19 protein-coding genes are annotated in these 17,349 nt (G+C 66.9%); 12 read left to right on the top strand and 7 right to left on the bottom strand.

Annotated elements, in window-relative coordinates:
* Positions 1-666: FHA domain-containing protein (locus C1J00_RS45355; RefSeq protein ID WP_180989630.1), on the top strand; the 666-nt coding region annotated here is incomplete at its 5' end.
* Positions 667-684: 18 nt separating this feature from the next.
* On the opposite strand, the gene C1J00_RS21040 is transcribed toward C1J00_RS45355, so the two are convergent.
* A complete protein-coding gene (locus tag C1J00_RS21040) occupies positions 685-1,668 on the bottom strand; it encodes a methyltransferase domain-containing protein (protein ID WP_102910620.1) in 984 nt (327 codons plus the stop codon).
* Positions 1,669-1,731: 63 nt separating this feature from the next.
* Here C1J00_RS21040 and C1J00_RS21035 point away from each other — a divergent pair, with 63 nt between their 5' ends.
* Entirely contained in the window at positions 1,732-2,145 is a 414-nt protein-coding gene (locus C1J00_RS21035) for a globin (protein WP_102910619.1), read from the top strand.
* Positions 2,146-2,163: 18 nt separating this feature from the next.
* Here the strand turns inward: C1J00_RS21035 and C1J00_RS21030 are convergent, their stop codons facing one another.
* From C1J00_RS21030 to C1J00_RS21015, 4 genes are all read right to left on the bottom strand, one after another.
* Complete coding sequence (locus C1J00_RS21030; RefSeq protein WP_102910618.1) at positions 2,164-2,832, bottom strand: DUF8010 domain-containing protein; 669 nt, start codon at positions 2,830-2,832, stop codon at positions 2,164-2,166.
* On the bottom strand, positions 2,829-3,242 hold the full coding sequence (locus tag C1J00_RS21025) for an acyl-CoA thioesterase (protein WP_102910617.1): 414 nt from the start codon (positions 3,240-3,242) through the stop codon (positions 2,829-2,831). Before C1J00_RS21025 ends, C1J00_RS21030 begins: the two co-directional genes overlap by 4 nt.
* Before the next feature lie 6 nt (positions 3,243-3,248).
* Positions 3,249-4,913 carry an energy-dependent translational throttle protein EttA gene (ettA, locus tag C1J00_RS21020; RefSeq protein WP_102910616.1) on the bottom strand — a complete coding sequence of 555 codons (1,665 nt, stop codon included), beginning with the start codon at positions 4,911-4,913 and terminating at the stop codon, positions 3,249-3,251.
* 333 nt (positions 4,914-5,246) lie between these two features.
* Positions 5,247-6,002, bottom strand: a complete 756-nt coding sequence (locus tag C1J00_RS21015; protein WP_102910615.1) for a GntR family transcriptional regulator — start codon at positions 6,000-6,002, stop codon at positions 5,247-5,249.
* Positions 6,003-6,081: 79 nt separating this feature from the next.
* On the opposite strand from C1J00_RS21015, the gene C1J00_RS46900 reads away from it, so the two are divergent.
* Together C1J00_RS46900 and C1J00_RS20995 are read left to right on the top strand one after the other, a co-directional pair.
* Complete coding sequence (locus C1J00_RS46900) at positions 6,082-6,360, top strand: hypothetical protein (RefSeq protein WP_102910614.1); 279 nt, start codon at positions 6,082-6,084, stop codon at positions 6,358-6,360.
* 589 nt (positions 6,361-6,949) lie between these two features.
* Positions 6,950-7,246, top strand: coding sequence for a hypothetical protein (locus C1J00_RS20995; RefSeq protein ID WP_102910612.1), 297 nt, complete (start codon positions 6,950-6,952; stop codon positions 7,244-7,246).
* A gap of 606 nt (positions 7,247-7,852) precedes the next feature.
* Here C1J00_RS20995 and C1J00_RS44705 read toward each other — a convergent pair.
* Positions 7,853-8,716 (bottom strand): hypothetical protein, encoded by an 864-nt coding sequence (locus C1J00_RS44705; protein ID WP_146046222.1) that lies wholly within the window; start codon positions 8,714-8,716, stop codon positions 7,853-7,855.
* A gap of 230 nt (positions 8,717-8,946) precedes the next feature.
* Between C1J00_RS44705 and C1J00_RS20990 the strand changes: the two genes are divergently transcribed.
* The 5 genes from C1J00_RS20990 (at position 8,947) to C1J00_RS20970 (ending at position 13,594) form a co-directional block, all read left to right on the top strand.
* Positions 8,947-9,291 (top strand): type II toxin-antitoxin system prevent-host-death family antitoxin, encoded by a 345-nt coding sequence (locus C1J00_RS20990; protein WP_180989629.1) that lies wholly within the window; start codon positions 8,947-8,949, stop codon positions 9,289-9,291.
* Positions 9,292-9,340: 49 nt separating this feature from the next.
* A complete protein-coding gene (locus C1J00_RS44700) occupies positions 9,341-9,757 on the top strand; it encodes a hypothetical protein (RefSeq protein WP_146046221.1) in 417 nt (138 codons plus the stop codon).
* 431 nt (positions 9,758-10,188) lie between these two features.
* Positions 10,189-10,779 carry a hypothetical protein gene (locus tag C1J00_RS44695; protein ID WP_146046220.1) on the top strand — a complete coding sequence of 197 codons (591 nt, stop codon included), beginning with the start codon at positions 10,189-10,191 and terminating at the stop codon, positions 10,777-10,779.
* Between the two features lie 633 nt (positions 10,780-11,412).
* Positions 11,413-11,880, top strand: coding sequence for a hypothetical protein (locus C1J00_RS20980; protein WP_102910609.1), 468 nt, complete (start codon positions 11,413-11,415; stop codon positions 11,878-11,880).
* Between the two features lie 919 nt (positions 11,881-12,799).
* The gene (locus tag C1J00_RS20970; RefSeq protein WP_102910607.1) at positions 12,800-13,594 is read left to right on the top strand and encodes a GntR family transcriptional regulator; all 795 of its coding nucleotides are present in this window, start codon (positions 12,800-12,802) and stop codon (positions 13,592-13,594) included.
* On the opposite strand, the gene C1J00_RS20965 is transcribed toward C1J00_RS20970, so the two are convergent.
* The gene (locus C1J00_RS20965; protein ID WP_180989631.1) at positions 13,578-14,618 is read right to left on the bottom strand and encodes an NsdA family TPR-like regulatory protein; all 1,041 of its coding nucleotides are present in this window, start codon (positions 14,616-14,618) and stop codon (positions 13,578-13,580) included. The two genes, C1J00_RS20970 and C1J00_RS20965, sit on opposite strands and share 17 nt — an antisense overlap.
* Before the next feature lie 429 nt (positions 14,619-15,047).
* Here C1J00_RS20965 and C1J00_RS20960 point away from each other — a divergent pair, with 429 nt between their 5' ends.
* The 3 genes from C1J00_RS20960 to C1J00_RS20950 form a co-directional block, all read left to right on the top strand.
* Positions 15,048-15,401: an SCO3933 family regulatory protein gene (locus C1J00_RS20960; protein ID WP_102910605.1), complete on the top strand. Its 354-nt coding sequence runs from the start codon at positions 15,048-15,050 to the stop codon at positions 15,399-15,401.
* A gap of 2 nt (positions 15,402-15,403) precedes the next feature.
* Entirely contained in the window at positions 15,404-16,759 is a 1,356-nt protein-coding gene (locus C1J00_RS20955; protein ID WP_102910604.1) for an FtsK/SpoIIIE domain-containing protein, read from the top strand.
* 85 nt (positions 16,760-16,844) lie between these two features.
* Positions 16,845-17,349, top strand: a 505-nt coding sequence (locus C1J00_RS20950; protein WP_102910603.1) for a DUF2637 domain-containing protein, incomplete at its 3' end; no start/stop codon positions are given.

Raw genomic sequence — 17,349 nt, 5'->3', positions numbered from 1 at the left:
GCCTTCCACCAGTCCGGCCCGCCGGCCCCGCCCGGATTCCCGCAGGAGACCCAGCGGCCCGGGCAGCAGGGCGGTCCGTCCTTCGGCGGCGGTGACGACGACTGGGTGATCTCCCCGCCGTCGTCCGGCCCCGGCGGCCAGGGTGGTCCCGGCCACGGCGGTCCCGGCCAGGGCGGCTACGGCTACCCGCAGCCCGGCGCGACCCAGGCCCCGCCCGGCCCGGGTGGCTTCCCGCAGCAGCCCCAGGCGCCGCAGGGACCCGCGACGTGGACGGCGACCATCGGCCCGGACCGCGACTACTTCATGGCGATGATGCAGCGCTCCGGCCCCGAGGCCACCGGCCTGAACCTGCCCGCGTACTCGCCCGAGCAGCAGCGCCGGCTCACCGGCAACCAGCTCACGATCGGGCGGCGCCGGCACTCCACCGGCGACACCCCCGACATCGACCTGTCGACGCCGCCGGAGGACCCGGGCGTCTCGCACCAGCACGCGGTGCTGGTCCAGCAGCCGGACGGCAGCTGGGCGGTCGTCGACCAGAACTCGACGAACGGCACGACGGTCAACGGCTCGGACGAGCCGATCCAGCCCTTCGTCCCCGTACCGCTGCAGGACGGCGACCGGGTGCACGTGGGCGCCTGGACGACCATCACGATCCGCCGCGGCTGAGCCCGGCGGGCAGCCACGTCACGACGGGAGGGGCCAGGCGTACGGCCCCTCCGGGTCGTCCAGCCAGGCCCACTGCCTCTCACCGCGGACGGTGATGCCGTAGCGCTCGCGCTGCGGCCTGCCCTCCTGCTCCCACAGCGCGTGCGCCTCCTGAGGGTCGAGGCTGCCGCGGGTCAGGGCCAGCAGGAAGCGGAACAGGTCGTCCTCCCGGGCCCGGCGCGGCACCCCGCCCAGCTGGACCGGCTCGCCCCCGGGCCGGCCGGCCCCGCGCAGCGGCACGAAATAGGCGGGCGTGTGCAGGAAGTGTCCCTCGGCCTGCCCCGACTCCGTCACCGTGAGCATGATCAAGCCGGTGGCCAGCGGCATGAGAATCCGGCCGCCGGGGCGGCTCTGCGCGACCCACGCGTGCGGGACGCCGCCCAGGGCGCAGGTGGCGATGATCCGGTCGAACGGCGCGCGCTCCGGCACGCCCCGGGCGCCGTCGCCGGTGACGACGACCGGGTGGTACCCGGCGGCTGCCAGGTGCCGGCGGGCCGACTCGGTGATCTCCGGGTCCAGGTCGACGGTGGTGACCCTGTCGTCACCCAGCCGGTGGGCCAGCAGCGCCGCGTTGTAGCCGGTGCCGGCGCCGATCTCCAGGACGGTGTGGCCGTCCTCGACGCCCAGCGCGGCCAGCATGTCCGCCATCAAGGACGGCTGGCTGCTGGAGGACAGCAGCTCGCCGTCGCGCAGCCGGGTGGCCAGCGGGGTGTCCTCGTAGGCGCCCCGCATCCACCGCTCACGCGCCTCGGGGTCGGTGCTCTGGCCCCAGCGGCGTTCGTAGCCGCCGGCGACACCGACGTAGTAGTACGGCACGAAGAGATGCCGCGGAACCGCCGCGAAGGCCTCCTGCCAGCCCGGATCGGCGTCCCAGGCCCCGCTCGCCTCGATCCGCCGCACCAGCGCCGCCCGCGCGGCGGTGGCGAGTCCTTCGAGCTCCCTGCCGGGTGCGTAACCGCCCATGTCTCCACAGTAGGGGCGGGCGGGGTCCTAGGTCTTGAGTCCTATGCCGGGGCGTCTGAGACCATGGAGCGCGTGACAGAGATTCGGCGCGGCACGCTTCACGAGCAGACCTTCTACGAGCAGGTCGGCGGGGAGGAGACCTTCCGTCGGCTCGTCCACCGTTTCTACGAGGGAGTCGCCGAGGACCCGCTGCTGCGGCCCATGTACCCCGAGGAGGACCTCGGCCCGGCCGAGGAGCGCTTCACGCTGTTCCTCATCCAGTACTGGGGCGGCCCCACGACGTACAGCGAGAACCGCGGCCACCCTCGGCTGCGGATGCGGCACGCGCCCTTCGCGATCGACCGGGCGGCGCACGACGCGTGGCTGAGGCACATGCGGGTCGCCGTCGAGGAGCTCGGCCTTTCCGAGGAGCACGAGCACACGCTGTGGAACTACCTGACGTACGCGGCGGCCTCGATGGTCAACACCGCGGGCTGACGCCTGCCGGGGGCCCGGTCAGCGGACGCTGACGTCCAGCGCCCCGAGCCCGGTACGTCGTACCGCGATGGACCCGTACGGCGTGCGCAGCCTCAGCCACGCGCCCGACGAGAACAGCGCCGGCGGCGCCCCGGGCCGCAGGAAGCCGAGGGACTGCGCCGCGTGCACGGCCCGCACGGGCAGCCGGGTGTCCCCGACCGTACGGGACCAGATGTCGCGGCCGATCCGGTCGAGCTCGGCCCGCGTCCGCTGTTCGGAGGGCAGCTCCTGCGTGCGGGACCGGAATTCGGCGACGACGCCGGCGACGAGGGACCGCAGGGCGTCCGGCGCGGGAAGCCCCGGCTCGGTACGCCAGCCGCCACGGGGCGGCAGCACACCCGCCCACGGCGGCCCGGTCACCGCGCCCGGCACAACCACCGTGCCGGCCTTCTCGTCCACCGTCTCCAGCAGCTCACCGGCGGACACGGTCACGTCCAGCGTGACCTCGAGACCCTTCTCGTACGGCTTCGCAAGCCGCACCGCCCGCACGGCCAGCACCTCGAAGGACGGCGGCCGGCCGAAGACGGCCAGTGCGGTGCCCGCCGCCTGCAGACGCACCGCTGCTCCACGGTCGTAGTGGAGCAGCCGGGAGAGGAAGGCCGCGAGATCCGCCGCCTCCCCCTCGTCTGCGAGGTGGAGCGCCGTCATGCCGCGACGGCCCCCTCCGCCGCGTCATCCGTGTACTCGCGGAGGAACTCCCGTTCCTCCGCGGTGATCCGGCGTGGGCGCTGGGCCTCGAAGTCGAACGGCACGATCACCGTCGAGGCCCGCACGTAGACCTGGTCGCCGTCCTTCACCTCGTAGGTGAGGGTGAAGGACGCGGCCCTGATCTCGGTGACCCACAGCTCGATGTCCACCGGGTGGTGCCGGTGCACGAGCTGCCGCTTGTAGTCGATCTCATGGCGTGCCACCACAGACCCCTGCTGGAAGTCCTTGTCCGGGCGGAACAGGAAATCGATACGTGCTTCCTCCAGGTAGCGGAGGAAAACCACGTTGTTGACGTGGCCGTACGCGTCCATGTCCGCCCAGCGCAGCGGGCAGCGGTAGATGTGCCGCAAGATCGATCAGCCCCGGGTCAGCTTCTTGTAGGTGGCGCGGTGCGGACGGGCGGCGTCCGGACCGAGCCGCTCGATCTTGTTCTTCTCGTACGACTCGAAGTTGCCCTCGAACCAGAACCACTTGGACTCGCCCTCGTAGGCGAGGATGTGCGTGGCGACCCGGTCCAGGAACCACCGGTCGTGGGAGACGACCACGGCCGCACCGGGGAACTCCAGCAGCGCGTTCTCCAGGCTGGAGAGGGTCTCGACGTCGAGGTCGTTCGTCGGCTCGTCGAGGAGCAGCAGGTTGCCGCCCTGCTTGAGGGTGAGCGCGAGGTTCAGACGGTTGCGCTCACCGCCGGAGAGCACCCCGGCCGCCTTCTGCTGGTCCGGCCCCTTGAACCCGAAGGCCGAGACGTAGGCGCGCGACGGCATCTCGACCTGGCCCACGTTGATGTAGTCCAGCTCGTCGGAGACGACGGCCCACAGCGACTTCTTCGGGTCGATTTTCTCGCGGCTCTGGTCGACGTAGGAAATCTTGACGGTGTCGCCGACCTTGATGGCGCCGGAGTCCGGCTCCTCGATGCCCTGGATCATCTTGAACAGGGTGGTCTTGCCGGCGCCGTTCGGGCCGATGATCCCGACGATCCCGTTCCGCGGCAGCGTGAAGCTGAGGTCGTCGATGAGCAGCTTGTCGCCGAAGCCCTTGCTGAGGTTGCTGACCTCGACGACGACGCTGCCCAGGCGCGGGCCCGGCGGGATCTGGATCTCCTCGAAGTCCAGCTTCCGCATCTTGTCGGCCTCGGCGGCCATCTCCTCGTAGCGAGCCAGACGCGCCTTGGACTTGGCCTGCCGCCCCTTGGCGTTGGACCGCACCCACTCCAGCTCTTCCTTGAGCCGCTTCTGCCGCTTGGCGTCCTTCTGGCCCTCGACCTTGAGGCGGGCGGCCTTGGTCTCCAGGTACTTGGAGTAGTTGCCCTCGTAGGGGTAGAGGCGACCGCGGTCGACCTCGCAGATCCACTGGGCGACGTTGTCGAGGAAGTACCGGTCGTGGGTGACCGCGACGACGGTGCCGGGGTACTTGGCCAGGTGCTGCTCCAGCCAGTTCACCGACTCGGCGTCGAGGTGGTTGGTGGGCTCGTCGAGCAGCAGCAGGTCGGGCTGCTCCAGCAGCAGCTTGCACAGCGCGACGCGGCGGCGCTCACCGCCGGACAGGTTGGTGACGGGCCAGTCGCCGGGCGGGCAGCCCAGGGCGTCCATGGCCTGCTCCAGCTGGGCGTCCAGGTCCCACGCGTTGGCGTGGTCGAGGTCCTCCTGGAGCTTGCCCATCTCGTTCATGAGCTCGTCGGTGTAGTCGGTCGCCATCTGCTCGGCGATCTCGTTGAACCGGTCGAGCTTGCCCTTGATCCCGGCGACACCCTCCTGGACGTTCTCCAGGACGGTCTTGTCCTCGGTCAGCGGCGGCTCCTGGAGCAGGATGCCGACCGTGTAACCGGGCGTGAGGAAGGCGTCACCGTTGGACGGCTGCTCGATGCCGGCCATGATCTTCAGGATCGTCGACTTGCCGGCGCCGTTCGGGCCGACGACGCCGATCTTCGCCCCCGGCAGGAAGCTGGTCGTCACGTCGTCGAGGATCACCTTGTCGCCGTGCGCTTTGCGCGCCTTGCGCATGGTGTAAATGAACTCAGCCAAGAGAAACCGTCCGGCAGCTTGAAACTGGCAGTGGGCAGATACACCCCATCTTGCCGTACCGCCAGCCCTGGGTGGAAACGCGTATGGGTGGGGGGCTGTGACCTGGGGGTTCGTGGTGGACGGCTTGGACTCGCCTGTCACTGTTGGTTGCCGTCGGTCGGCCTCGGGCACCCTCGCACGGCCCAGGGACGGCCCAGGAATGATCACTTGTGGGCAGCATGCGTGGGGTTGGGCCGCCGCCACGAGTGAACGGCCGGGCTGACCACCCTCACCCCTTGATGGGCGTGGACACGCCCGAAGCACCGCCGCACCCGGCCCTCGACAGGCCTGCGGCTACCGGTTGATCGGGATTTCGTAGACGATCTCGCAGTGAGCTGCGGGCACGACGATGTCCGCTGTCTCGACGGGGCGCCCGTCGTCGCTGTAGTACGTCCGCCGGATGTGCGTGACGAGGGCGGCCTTCTGGATGCCCAGAAGAGAGGCCTCCTCGGCGGTCGCCTGACGCGGCTCCGGCTGCTCCACCGCGTGGCTGACGTTGACGCCGATCGCTGCCATGCGGTTCACGACACCGGCCCCAGCGTGCGGGCCTCCCTCGGGGAGAACGACGAGAGTCCCTGCCGTGAGGTCGTACGGCTCCCAGCTCGTCGACAGCTGCACCGGCCTGCCGTCGGCCAGGAACTCGTATGCCGTCCTGACGCACAGATCGCCCTCGGCGATGCCCAACCGCGCAGCGATGTCTGCTGGGGCGGGCACCTTGGCGTCGGTCTTGCTCTCCCAGTCGCCTTGCTTGCCCAGAGCCTTCATATCGGCACGGAAGGGCGACTTCTCAGGCTGCTCGCGCGCAGACGACCGGACGACCCGCACCCGTTGCCGGGGCTCGGCGACGTAGGTCCCCGATCCGGCGCGACCTTCCAGCACACCCTGGGAGATCAGCAGCTCCTGCGCGCGGCGAACCACGTTCTCGCCGACGCCGCACTCCTGGCCGATCTGAGCGCGCGACGGCAGCCGGTCTCCCGGCTCCCACACGTGCTCCGCGATCCGCCGCCGGAGTTCGTCGGCGATGCGGAGGTAGGGCGGCTGCTCAGACATATGGAAAATCTAGTCCACTAGCTCTAATCTAGTTAACTAGCTTCACTCAAAGTGATCGCCGGTTAACGGAGGCTGCCCTGTGCCCGCTTCGGGAGTCCGCGCGGCAGCCATCGCTGCCCGGCTGTCCGGCCTCGGGCTGCCCGCACGCGTGGACGAGCACGACCGGCACACGTCGATCGAGGCGGAGGTACCGGAATCACTCACCGCCGACTTATGGCGGGAGGTCCTGGAAGCAGTGGCTGAGGCCGATCGGTTCGGGCTTCTCGCCACGAGCCTGAACGACCGCACCCTCTGGGCGGTCGTAAACAAAGCGGTCCCCACGACGGGCGACGTCGGGGGACCGAGCTATCAGCGATAGGAGCTGACCAGCGTGCTCAACCGTATCCGCCGTGTCGCCTCGCTTGCCAGAGAGCGGTACTTCCCCAAGGGCAGGCACCGCCGCCCCTTACGGCCGTCCCGGCCGACGCTTGCTCCCGCTTCCGCTGCATTCGCCGACGAGTCGACGGTCGTCCTGGGCCAGGCTCTCGACAGGGCGGGCCACTGGCAGCCACTCCGGGGTGAGGACACCGCACTTGTCCGTCCGTATGTACTGGCGCATGAAGAGCGCGCACGCCGACCTAGGGTCGTCCTCGTTCCCTATCTCCCAGCCGACGCCAGGTCGACCCTCGTGGGGGTTCAGTGATGCCATCACGGCGGCAAGCCAAGGGCTCGGAAGCCTCGGCCACCTCGTACCGCTCGACTGCATGCCAGATCGGCACACATCACGCCTGCGCGGAGTCGTCGCCGGAGTTGGCGCCGGTCGACCTTCCCTTGATCTACGAGGCTTGCGATTGCCTGTGCCACGCGGCACCCGGCCGGCCTCAGCCCAGAGGTGACGCGGTGAGCGGGTCGGCATCGAGTGGGACGCTAGCGCTCAGCGCCGAGATCACCGAGAAGGGCACACGGGGATGACGGCACATGACGAACTGAGACTTCTCCCGTGGGCAGGGCCGGACGGCAAGCCGTGCTACTTGAGCACCGATGACCAAGGCGGCTACGTCTCCCGCCTGGCGGACCACATCGAGGCCTTCCAACTCGGGATGGCGTCCCAACTACTGGAGCACTCACATCAGGTACTCGACGACGAGACCGAGGACCCGGAGGAGCTCAACCTTCTCGCTGCCCAACTGACGAGCGCACTGCGAGACGTGCTGCGTGTAGCGACCAGTCGCGGACGCACGCCCGTTGTGCCTGGACGCCCTTGAAGGGCTGAGCGGCAGCGGTGTGCAGTGCCGCAGGGAGCCTCGGCCATGCTCCGGGGCTCCCTGTTCTCGTCCGGCGTGCACCTGGCACGGTGCGGTGGGGCCGAGCCTGATGATCGTGGTTGCCGTACTTCTCTGCTGTACTGCAACGGCTCCGGAGGCCGCTTGGGACCTGTGCAAAGCAGCAGCTAGCAGGCTTGGTCCTAGTGGATCTGGCCAGACGAGTCCACGGATAGCCCACGGCAGGGCAACAATCTGGCCTCGACCGCCGGAGTCGGCCCCCAGAGTCGATGTCTCACTGCACAGCAAATTGTGCGCTGCGCTGAGCTGTCTCGGTACGATCGCGAGCCGGCCGCCGCCGATGCTCGGAGCCTTGATCTTTACCGAATGAGCACCCTGGTCGCCAGTGTCGGCGATGTTGGGCGGGGCAGTGTGGGCGGCCCCGACCAGCCATGGCTCTCTGCCGCTCACTTGTGGTCCTAGCCTTTGGCGCTCGTGAAGCTCTTCATGACGCAGCGAAGTGAGGCCGCAGACATGATAGAGGTGGGCCGCGTAGTCCGGGACGCGGCCAACGCATCAGCGACGCCTCCAGCGCCGCGAATTGTGCGGCTACTTGTAGATGACCACGCCGATGCTGGGGTTGATGACGTGCCGCCCAGAGCATTTGTCGGCCGCGCTCACAGGCCGGATATAGACCTCTGGCTCTCTAAGAGTCCCAGCAACGGCGGTACCTCGCCGGACCTGCCTCTCACATTTCTTGAGTGAACCTTTCAAGTCTTCGGCACGCGAAGTGAAAATTACCTCGACAGTTAGAGGTTTATTGACTTTTGGGTCGGGGCTTGGGAATGCCGTGAGAGCGAAAAAGACGATAGACATCGAGGCTAGAAAGCCCGCCGGGACCAAGGAATTCGTGAGTCGCTTGTAACGGTGCTGTGTGTCGCGCAGCTCAACGAAGCTGATCAGCTGCTGAGCCGCGAACTCGAGCTCGGGTCGTGAGATTCGGGGCTTTCCGGCGCGAATCTGTTGAGCGATGCGCACGGGAGTCTTCCCGGTGTAGAGCAGATAGATTTCATCTACTCCTTGCAGGTTGAAGCTCTCCAGAGCATGACGCCAGTCATTTACGGCAGCGCTCAACTTAAACTCGGAGCCATACAGTACGCGCTTCGCGATTCGCCGAGGGCTACGCCATAGGGGAGGCACCCCCTCGGCCTGCCCCCTAACTTCAGCGATGTCCATGTCACGCAACTCGGTGAGGGTTTGCGCAGTTGGGGCAAGAACTTGTGCAGCCCGCAGGAGGATGAAGCCGACCGAGGTAATGGCTACCAGGAAGAGCACCACGGCCATGCTCAGCCGGCGGCCTGCGAGGGAGCCCAGAGCTGTGAGCTGAAGGCCAGCCACCAGGACTGCTGCGATCGCTCCACTGACGGCTACGAGCCATCGTGCGGCGGCTCGGAAGGTTTCAGTGGCGGCCACGTGTTCTTGCACGATGGCAGAGGACAGCTCGGGATCGACAGGTGGCGTCTCGTCCTCAGCGCCCTTAGCCTCCCCCGCAGGCGCAGGCGCAGGCGCAGGCGCAGAGCGGAGGTGAGAGAGCAAGCGGCCAATTTTTGATCTTGCCATAGATCAAGTAGAACACTTCGCTGTACATTTGTCCCGCACTCACGTAGTGTCGCCAGATGGACGCCATGTCAAGGAGGAGCGAGATGGTCTTGCATCTGTCGCAAGTCGAGAGCGGAGACGCGCAGGCAACGGTCTCGTTCGATCATGCAGAGATCGTGACTATGCGGGAGTTGAATCAGAACCTCTCGCAGGTGATTGCCCGAGTCAATGAAACGCTGCGGCCTGCGCTAGTCACCCGCCACGGTGTCTTCCAGGCTGCGATCTTGCCGCTGGCTGGAGCCACCCTGCAAAACCTGGTGCTTGCGCACGACAATCCGGACCTCGTGCAAGCGCTGAGCGATGCGCAGAAGGCAACGCAGGGTAGCGACGCGATCAGTTCGGACGGCCTTGCAGCAGAGCTTGGCCTGGATGTCTCGAAGCGAGATTGATCGCTGTCTCCTCGCCGTCACTCTCGTGGACCCAGAAGGAGTGCCAATCTTGGCACTCCTTCTTAGCGTGGTGACCATGACCACATGGTGGGCCCCGCAGGCCGCGACTCAGCTTCGACATCTGCATGAGAGGTTCCCGGCAACCGCGCAAGACATCATCACGGTCGCAGTGCATCATTTGCCGCAGTCGACGGATCCTAATTATCTAAATGACCAAGATAATGGATACGTGAACGGAAGTCGGGTGCGCCGAGGGATTACCCCGGCAAATCGGGCAGCCATCAATGCGGGCGTATACGGCTACGAGGATGATCCCCATGCGTCGTGGAACTATCTAATCCTCTATATGCCGATCGAGTATACGGAGTACCGACAGGCAGGCATTAGTCAAGGAGACCCCTGTGTTTTGCAAATTGTGCATCTTTTTGACCTAAAGGGTCGTAGGCTGCGCGGGCTATACGAATGAGTAGCAGGCGCTCTCGCTGTGCTCCTCGCACTACTTAGGGATTACCTTGTTCTGGCAGCAGCGGTGTGACTCCATAACCTAGAGTACGCGGTCGGTGGAGCGGCTCTGGGCTGGAGCTGCTTTGGCGTGAGCCTCGAAGATCTTGGCCCGTAAGCTTCCGGCCCATCGGGCAGTCTGGCAAAAAGCCCTCCCGAACGGGAGGGCGGAGAATTGCACCCCCGGCAGGACGCGAACCTGCGGCCAAGTGCTTAGAAGATGCGGGCAGGGCGTGGAGGGCCGGTCAGATCGTTTCGTCCCGCCACCGTTCCGAGCCGCTGAGTGCCGCTGTCGTCTGCCGTCGTTGCCGTCAGCGCTGCCGTCAACGAGCCTGGCATGCCGGTGTACTTGCTGGTTCATTTTGGCGGTGACACGTCGGCGGCATCATGGTCGTCATGGATGCAGGGATAGCTGCCGTATTGGGCGCAGGAGTGGGAACGATCGGCATGATCGTGACTGGCTGGACCGCGAGGTCCGCAACCAAGATGCAGATGCGTAATGAGTCATTACGTGAGCGCAGGGAACCGCGAAGAGCCTCCTACGAGGCGTTCTCATCCGCTGTTGCGACGCTCCACGATCATCTAGAGCCTTGGGTGAACTTCGGACGGCTCCTCGACCGGTCGAGACCTTCTGGGGATGAAGGTGCACGCTCCGCCTCGTACCTGAAGCACAGTGAGTTCAAGGATGGCTACGTGGCCCACGCCATTGCACTCGCTGACGAGGTTAGCCGCTTTGGCCGGCATGTTGTCCTGGACGGACCGGCTGAACTCGAACCTTTCGTGACCAAAGTGACGGAGCTGTCGAGTGGCCTCGTTGCCCCGTTCCGGATCCTGCAGAGCTTCGCTCGCATCTCTGACGAGGCGGGTGACTCCACCGTTGCCTACGACACTTCAGCGTTTCCCGAGAAGCTCAAGCAGCTGGACCAAGGCGTTCGAGAGTTTCTCCAACATGCGAGTGCGGCGCTGGACAGTGACGTCGTCAGTTGACTGAGTGGTTCCGTGACCCGGTGGCGCCTTGCTGCGTTGCCTGGGTAAATGGGGCACCAGTCTGGAAGATCGCGCAACCGCTTTGCGCCTGGTCGGGTGTGATGCTGACCTGCACAGACTGGCAACGTCGCCTCCCGCATCCCGTGAGTCCCCGTCGGTCGCCGCCCGAGCAGGCACAAGACAGGAGCTGCTGCCTCCTTGAGTTCGGGCGGGAGCGGCGCAAGTTGCAATGAGCGCAGCGCGCCGGAGCGTTCAAGGATTGTGACGCAGATCACATCTCTCTAGCTGCCAGCAGTCGTGCAGATGTCTGTGCGGGCTGCGTTCACGGCAGGTGTGGGCGCCGAATATTTCGCACATAACGCCCAAAATGCCTACGCAAGTTCACTCTAAGTGACGAAATGCGGGCCTTGCCCCCCACCTGCCGCTACGCTCCGGCGCTACGCTAATCGCAGGCGATTCCGGAGCGTAGCGGCAGGTGTCGGTCTAACGCGGAGAGGTGTCCGATATGCCCGAAGTTTTTGCTTAGTCTTTACTGTGCCGCGAGCTGCAACGTAACGCTTTCGAATCCCTGACCTGCGGAAACGTGATGACAGTCCGATTGACTTCAGCACTACTTCTGCAATCATCGGAGTCATGAGCACGCGATACGCCGACCAAGTCCCGTTCTCCGAGCTCATGCGTAAGCAGAGTGAGGTGGCCGACAAGGCTGCCCACGGTAAGGGGGTACTGCTGCGCCGCCGTAACGAAGAGGATCTTGTGTTGATGAGTGCGGCTCAGGCTGAGTCCACAGCTAATGGCTTCAGCGTTGCCAGCCGCATGTTCGTCTCGCTGATGAAGCAGGACGCCGGAGCTAGGGGGCTGCTGATGGTTCTGCCTGACGTGTTCCCGTGGGTGCGCTACCTGTCGGAAGAGGACGTACGCGAGTTCCTGGTTGATCTGGTGCAGACCATCCATGCGTGCGATGACCTGGAGAACCTCGCCCCACTTGAGACCGCTGTGGCCGCATGGCGAAGCACTGCTGAGGTTTATGCTGATCCCAAGCTGCGCGTTGCGTTGACTGAGGGGGAGCTTGATGATCTCGGACGGGTCGAAGTCTGCTGACCCTCAAGGGGTGTTCGCCTGGTGAGTGGGGGAAGGCGAGAGCGTGTCGCCCCTCCGCCGATAGGTGACGAGTGGGACGTGAAGTTCGGCAAGTCTGACGCGAAGCGCGGATGGGACGAGCTTTGCAGGACTGCAACGGCCAATGCCCGGAGAGCCTTTGAGGTTCTCCGGGCTCAGCCTTGCCCTTTTCCGGAGACGACTCGTCAGCATCGGTTGAAGGGCAGTCTGAGGTCCACCACCTTCGACGGACAGTCGTATCCCCTCTGGCAGTACGAAGTTACGTCGGGAGGGCGCATCTGGTACTGCGTCGATGAGGCCAAGCGCATCGTTTGGTTGCTCCACGCGGGACCTAAGCATCCCAAGGCCACCGAGTAGCGCCGACTGCGAGGAGCCAGGCTTGGGACCCTTCGACCCACTACCTTCCCTGGCTCCCATCCCGTCTGCCGTCGACCCACACACCGTGGAGCGGGCGTGGTCCCTGGCGTCCAGGTGGAGCGCGCCACTGTACGAACGACCTGGACGCCAGGGGCCGCGTCTGCTCGGCTCTGCCTGGGTCGACGGCAGACGGGATGGGAGCTCCTCGCGCCCGCCGCTACTCCGGCCGGCGCCCGCGAACGGCGCCCCCGCCATCTCGGAGCCTGAGCGCCCCCGCCGGAGGCATGTCTGTGACCCGCGGGTGACTTCCCCTTCCGCCCGCAGTACGTAGCGCGCCGCCGGGCGCGGCCAGCCGGGGCGCAGACAGGAGGCAGGCCGCGCCCGGCGGCGCGCGCCCGCGCCGTGCGCGGGCCTTGATGAACGTAGGGAAACTCCTACCGCGCTGGACTGATCATCGGCGCTGACGCTCACCTACTCACGTGAGTAGGTCCCGGCTACAGTTGTGCTGGCCGACATAGCAGGACGACAGGAGCGTGCTCGCCGGATGGGACCGAAGTCGGAGCGGGTCTACCGCACGATTCGTGAGTGGATCGCTGAGGGCAGGTACTCGCCGGGTTCCAAGCTTCCGTCCGAGCGAACCCTGTCGGAGGACTTGGAGATCGGCCGTACCGCGCTGCGCCAAGTGCTGGCCAAGCTGGTCGCTGAGGGCGTCGTCGAGGTGCACGGTCGTAGCTCGTACCGAGTGCCGGATCGATCCGTGACCACGGAAGCGCCGGCGGATGTCGAGCCATGGCAGATCCACGGTGAGCGAACGCTGTATGACAACCGATGGGTGAAGCTGAGCCTCGTCGATGTCGAGCCGCCCGGCGTCGACCGCTTCGAGCACCATGTGGTCAAGCTTCACCATGTGGCTATCGCTGCCGTCATCGATGACCAAGACCGGGTGCTCATGATGTGGCGGTACCGCTTCGTCCCTGATGCCTTCGGCTGGGAGCTGCCGGGCGGCATCGTCGACCAGGGGGAAGTCCCTCTTCAGACTGCACTGCGTGAGGTCGAGGAAGAGACCGGGTGGCGGCCGAACGCCCTGGATCACGTAGTCACTTACCAGCCCATGGTCGGCATGGTCGACTCGCCTCACGACATCTTCGTCGGTGAGGGAGCGAAGCTCGTTGGGGAGCCGACCGATCTCGAAGAGGCGGGGCATATCGCGTGGGTGCCGCTGTCTGACATTCCGGGCCTGATGGCTCGTGGTGAGCTGATGGGGTCCGGCACGTTGGTCGCCCTCCTCCATGTGCTCGCGTCACGCGCGTCCGGCGCGTCGCCTACAAGCGCTGCTTGAGCTGCTCTATCCGGCGCCTGTGACGTACTGACTTGGTCCGGCTTGCCACGAGTCGGGCTTGCCGCAGGTGCTTTCGGGCCTGGTCGTGCTCCCCGCGGGCAAGGTGGGCTTGGGCCAAGTCGCAGTGGAGTCCTGCCGACGCTCTGACGAACGTGGGGTCGGTCGTCTCCAGTGCGGCGTACAGGTTGTCCACGGCTTCGCCATCGCCGATCAGGGCGAGTGCGTTCCCGCGCCACCTGGTGAGGTGACCTTCGTTCAGGAAGATGCTCAGCATGTCCGGATCGCGGGCTTCATCTCCTGCCGGCAGGTGACGCATCGCAAGGTCGAGGGCCCGTCGGCAGTCCTCTTGGAGCCCAGCTCGGGCGCAGATTTCCGCTTCGGCCGCATGTAGCCACGCCTTGAGGCGCGGAGACATGCCCGGTCCTCCGAGACGTTGTGCTTCTCGAACAAGGTGCACCGCCATTTCGGGGCGCCCGGCGTCGCAGAGCACGTATGCCTGCTCGGCGGTGGCATGGGCGAGGTACATCGGTTCCTCGGCCTCCTGGGCGGCGCGCTTGCCCAACTCGTAGTGACGCCAGGCTCGTTCGACAGCTCCGACATCGAGGGCCTGCCAGGCCGCGAGCGTTGCCGCACCGGTCAGGGCCAGGGCGACCGGGCGTCGGGTCTCCGGGAGTACGGCGAAGGTAAGGGCGTCCTCAAGCCGTGTCAGATGGGCGGTCATCTGGTCGACCAGGCTTGCGGCGCCCATCTGGCGGTCGATGGTACGGAGCAGTTCAGTCTGGTCCATGAACGTCTTCACCATGGTCAGGCTGACGTTCCGTGCCTCGTCGATCCGGTCTATCAGCTCGTCGTAGCCGTCCGCCGCTGCGGGTGCCGGCGGCTGCGCTCCGCCTCCGAGTTCGACGTCAGTGATGCCGAGGAGGGCACGGAGGATCTTGGCGTAGTAGCTGGAGATCGTTCGTCGGCCGTTCTCCCATTCCGAGACGTACACTCGCAAACTCGCGGTTGAGGCGACGGTGATCATGTGCTGACGTGCATGGCGCTCGATCTCCCGCACCAGATGCTCTTGTGACCACGCCCGTGCCGTTCGTGCTGCCCTGAGTCCACTCATGCGGTACTGCCGTTCCTCCTGTGGGTGTTGAGCCGTAACAGCAGGATGCCTCACATCGACGCAGGTAGGGAGGGGTTAACCGGTCTGGTGTTAACCCCTGTTGTCTACCGGGACGTTGTCGGGCGCGCTTTCCTGGAACCGTCGCAGTCAGGCGAGTTGAGGTGCCGGGCCCGCGACAGCGCTTGACATCTGGTGCGCACCAGATGCAACCTTCTGGTGCGCACCAGTTGGTGGCGCGAAGCACTCTGCGGCTTTGCTGCGGCATTCCATCCACGTTCACAAGAGCGGCGACCCACCGCCAAGCAAGTACGCCGCTCCCGCCCCTCTCAAGGGAGTTCCATCATGCGTCAGATCCCCGTAGACACCTCCACCGCGACCGTGATGGTCGCCAAGGCCCCGCAGCCCAAGGTCCGCGACCGTCGTACCGGCGAGATCGCCACCGACGCCGACGGCGTCAAGCTGATGACCGTGGACGTGATGTTCGCGGCCAACGACGAGGTCGAGATCCTCTCCGTCGCCGTCCCCGAGCCCGGCATCTCCAGCGACCTGGCCATGGGCACGCCGGTGGCCCTGACGGGCTTGATCGCCCGGCCGTGGGAAAACGAGTTCAACGGCCAGAAGCGGCACGGCATCGCCTTCCGCGCGGTCGCCGTCACCTCGCTGGCCGCCGCTGGTTCGGCATCTGAGGCGGCCTGATCATGACGTGGTTCATGGTCGCTGTGGTTGTGGTCGTCGCCGCTGCGGGTCTCCTGCGGTGGCGGCGCCCCGCCTGGTACTGGCTGACCTTCGGGGTCGTCCTCGCCACGGTGCGGGTCCTGGTCCGGTACGCCTCGGTCATGGACGCCTGCGGCCTGACGGTCCCGCCCTCGCGCTGGCGGCTGGCCCTGGCCCGGGTGGCCAATCGGCCGGTGCCGGAGTCCCGGGTGCCGCGCATCCTGCGGCTGCGGCCCACCCGGACCGGCCTGGTCCTGCGGCTCAAGCTCCGCCCCGGTCAGGACGCCTTCGACGTGGCGGCGGCCACGGACCGGCTGCGCCACTCCTTCGGGATGTACGGCGTGACCTCCCGCGAGGTCCGTTCGGGTGTGGTTGAGGTGCGGATGACCGGCTACGACGTGCTCAAGCAGGTCCAGATGCCCACCAAAACCGACACCCGTCCGATGCGGGTCCCGGTCGCCCTGCGGGAAGACGGCTCGGTGCACTACCGCGACTACCGCGCCGTCCCCCACGGCCTGACCCTCGGGGCCACGGAGTCCGGCAAGTCCGTCTACCAGCGCAACCTCGTAGCCGGGCTCGCCCCGATGGACGTCGCCCTGGTCGGCATCGACTGCAAGCAAGGCGTCGAGCTGTTCCCGCTCGCGCGCCGGTTCTCCGCCCTGGCCGACAACCCCGACACCGCCCTGGAACTGCTCGAAGCCCTGGTGTCCCACATGGAGGAGGTCTACCTACTGATCCGGGCTGAGCAGCGCGTCAGTGTCGCGGTGCCGGACGCGGAGATCGCCGCCGACATCTGGGACCTGCCCGACGACATCCGCCCCGTCCCGGTCGTGGTCCTGGTCGACGAGGTCGCCGAACTCGCCCTTTTCGCATCGAAGGAGGAAGAGAAGCGCCGGGACCGGATCATCACCGCCCTGGTCCGCCTCGCCCAACTCGGCCGCGCGGCCGGCATCTACCTGGAGATCTGCGGACAGCGCTTCGGCTCCGAACTCGGCAAGGGCATCACCATGCTCCGCGCCCAGCTCACCGGCCGCACCGCCCACCGCGTCAACGACGAAACCTCCGCCAATATGGCCTTCGGCGACATCTCGCCGGACGCCGTCCTGGCCGCCATCCAGATCCCCGCCGAGACACGCGGAATCGCGATCGCCGGTGACTCGACCGGCGGCTGGCACCGCATCCGCGCCCCGCACACCTCGCTGCGCCAGGCCGTAAACACCTGCACCAAGTACGCCGACCGCACCCCCGACGTACCCGCCCTGGCCGCCTACCGGCCCGCGGCTGGCCCGTTGCCCTCGGCCCGGGTGCCGCTGTCCAAGACAGCCCCCGCCACGGCCTGACCCTTCCCCCCTCACCTCCGGTCGGCGTGACCGCTTCGCGCCAGGTCCCTACCCCCGCCATGCCACATCACAGGAAGGAGCCGTGATGGCCCGCCCCGCTCTCCGCGTCGACGCCGTCCTGGTGCAGGCCGTCATCGCCGGGGCGCTGTCCTTCGCCCACCTCCACGACCTGGCCGCCGCTGCCGGACAAGACGGCTGGAAAGCCTGGGCCTACCCGATCAGCGTGGACCTGCTCTTGGTCGCTGCCTGGCGTCGGCTGCGCTCGGACGGGCCGTCCCGGCTGGCCTGGTGCTGGTTCGTGATCGCCCTGGTGGCCTCGCTCGGCGCCAACGTCGCCACCGCAGGGCTCCTCGACCTGACCGACGTCCCGGCCTGGCTGCGCATCCTGGTCGCAGCCTGGCCAGCCCTGGCCTTCATGGGCGGCACCCTCCTCGCCCACTCCGCCACAGACCGAGTGCCGGAACCGCCGGCACCCGTGACCCCGGTCACCGAGCCGGACCCTGAGCCGGTCACCACGACCGAAGCAGAGCCTGAGATTGAGCCGGTCCCGGCGGTTCCGGCACTCGGTCTGTGGCGGAGTGGGCGAGGAG

The sequence above is a fragment of the Streptomyces cahuitamycinicus genome, from assembly GCF_002891435.1.
GTDB classification, from domain to species: domain Bacteria; phylum Actinomycetota; class Actinomycetes; order Streptomycetales; family Streptomycetaceae; genus Streptomyces; species Streptomyces cahuitamycinicus.
Note: the sequence above shows the minus strand (reverse complement) of the source record. Positions and strands in the feature narration are given on the sequence as shown.

What these genes read in the sequence shown, in the direction of transcription:
- C1J00_RS21030 (WP_102910618.1), bottom strand. Translation starts at nt 2,832, where the DNA reads ATGACGGCGCTCCACCTCGCAGACGAGGGGGAGGCGGCGGATCTCGCG.
- C1J00_RS20995 (WP_102910612.1), top strand. Translation starts at nt 6,950, where the DNA reads ATGACGGCACATGACGAACTGAGACTTCTCCCGTGGGCAGGGCCGGAC.
- C1J00_RS21035 (WP_102910619.1), top strand. Translation starts at nt 1,732, where the DNA reads ATGGAGCGCGTGACAGAGATTCGGCGCGGCACGCTTCACGAGCAGACC.
- C1J00_RS20965 (WP_180989631.1), bottom strand. Translation starts at nt 14,618, where the DNA reads ATGATCACCGTCGCCTCAACCGCGAGTTTGCGAGTGTACGTCTCGGAA.
- C1J00_RS20955 (WP_102910604.1), top strand. Translation starts at nt 15,404, where the DNA reads ATGACGTGGTTCATGGTCGCTGTGGTTGTGGTCGTCGCCGCTGCGGGT.
- C1J00_RS20980 (WP_102910609.1), top strand. Translation starts at nt 11,413, where the DNA reads ATGAGCACGCGATACGCCGACCAAGTCCCGTTCTCCGAGCTCATGCGT.
- C1J00_RS21015 (WP_102910615.1), bottom strand. Translation starts at nt 6,002, where the DNA reads ATGTCTGAGCAGCCGCCCTACCTCCGCATCGCCGACGAACTCCGGCGG.
- C1J00_RS20990 (WP_180989629.1), top strand. Translation starts at nt 8,947, where the DNA reads ATGGTCTTGCATCTGTCGCAAGTCGAGAGCGGAGACGCGCAGGCAACG.
- C1J00_RS20960 (WP_102910605.1), top strand. Translation starts at nt 15,048, where the DNA reads ATGCGTCAGATCCCCGTAGACACCTCCACCGCGACCGTGATGGTCGCC.
- C1J00_RS20970 (WP_102910607.1), top strand. Translation starts at nt 12,800, where the DNA reads ATGGGACCGAAGTCGGAGCGGGTCTACCGCACGATTCGTGAGTGGATC.
- C1J00_RS21040 (WP_102910620.1), bottom strand. Translation starts at nt 1,668, where the DNA reads ATGGGCGGTTACGCACCCGGCAGGGAGCTCGAAGGACTCGCCACCGCC.
- C1J00_RS44695 (WP_146046220.1), top strand. Translation starts at nt 10,189, where the DNA reads ATGGATGCAGGGATAGCTGCCGTATTGGGCGCAGGAGTGGGAACGATC.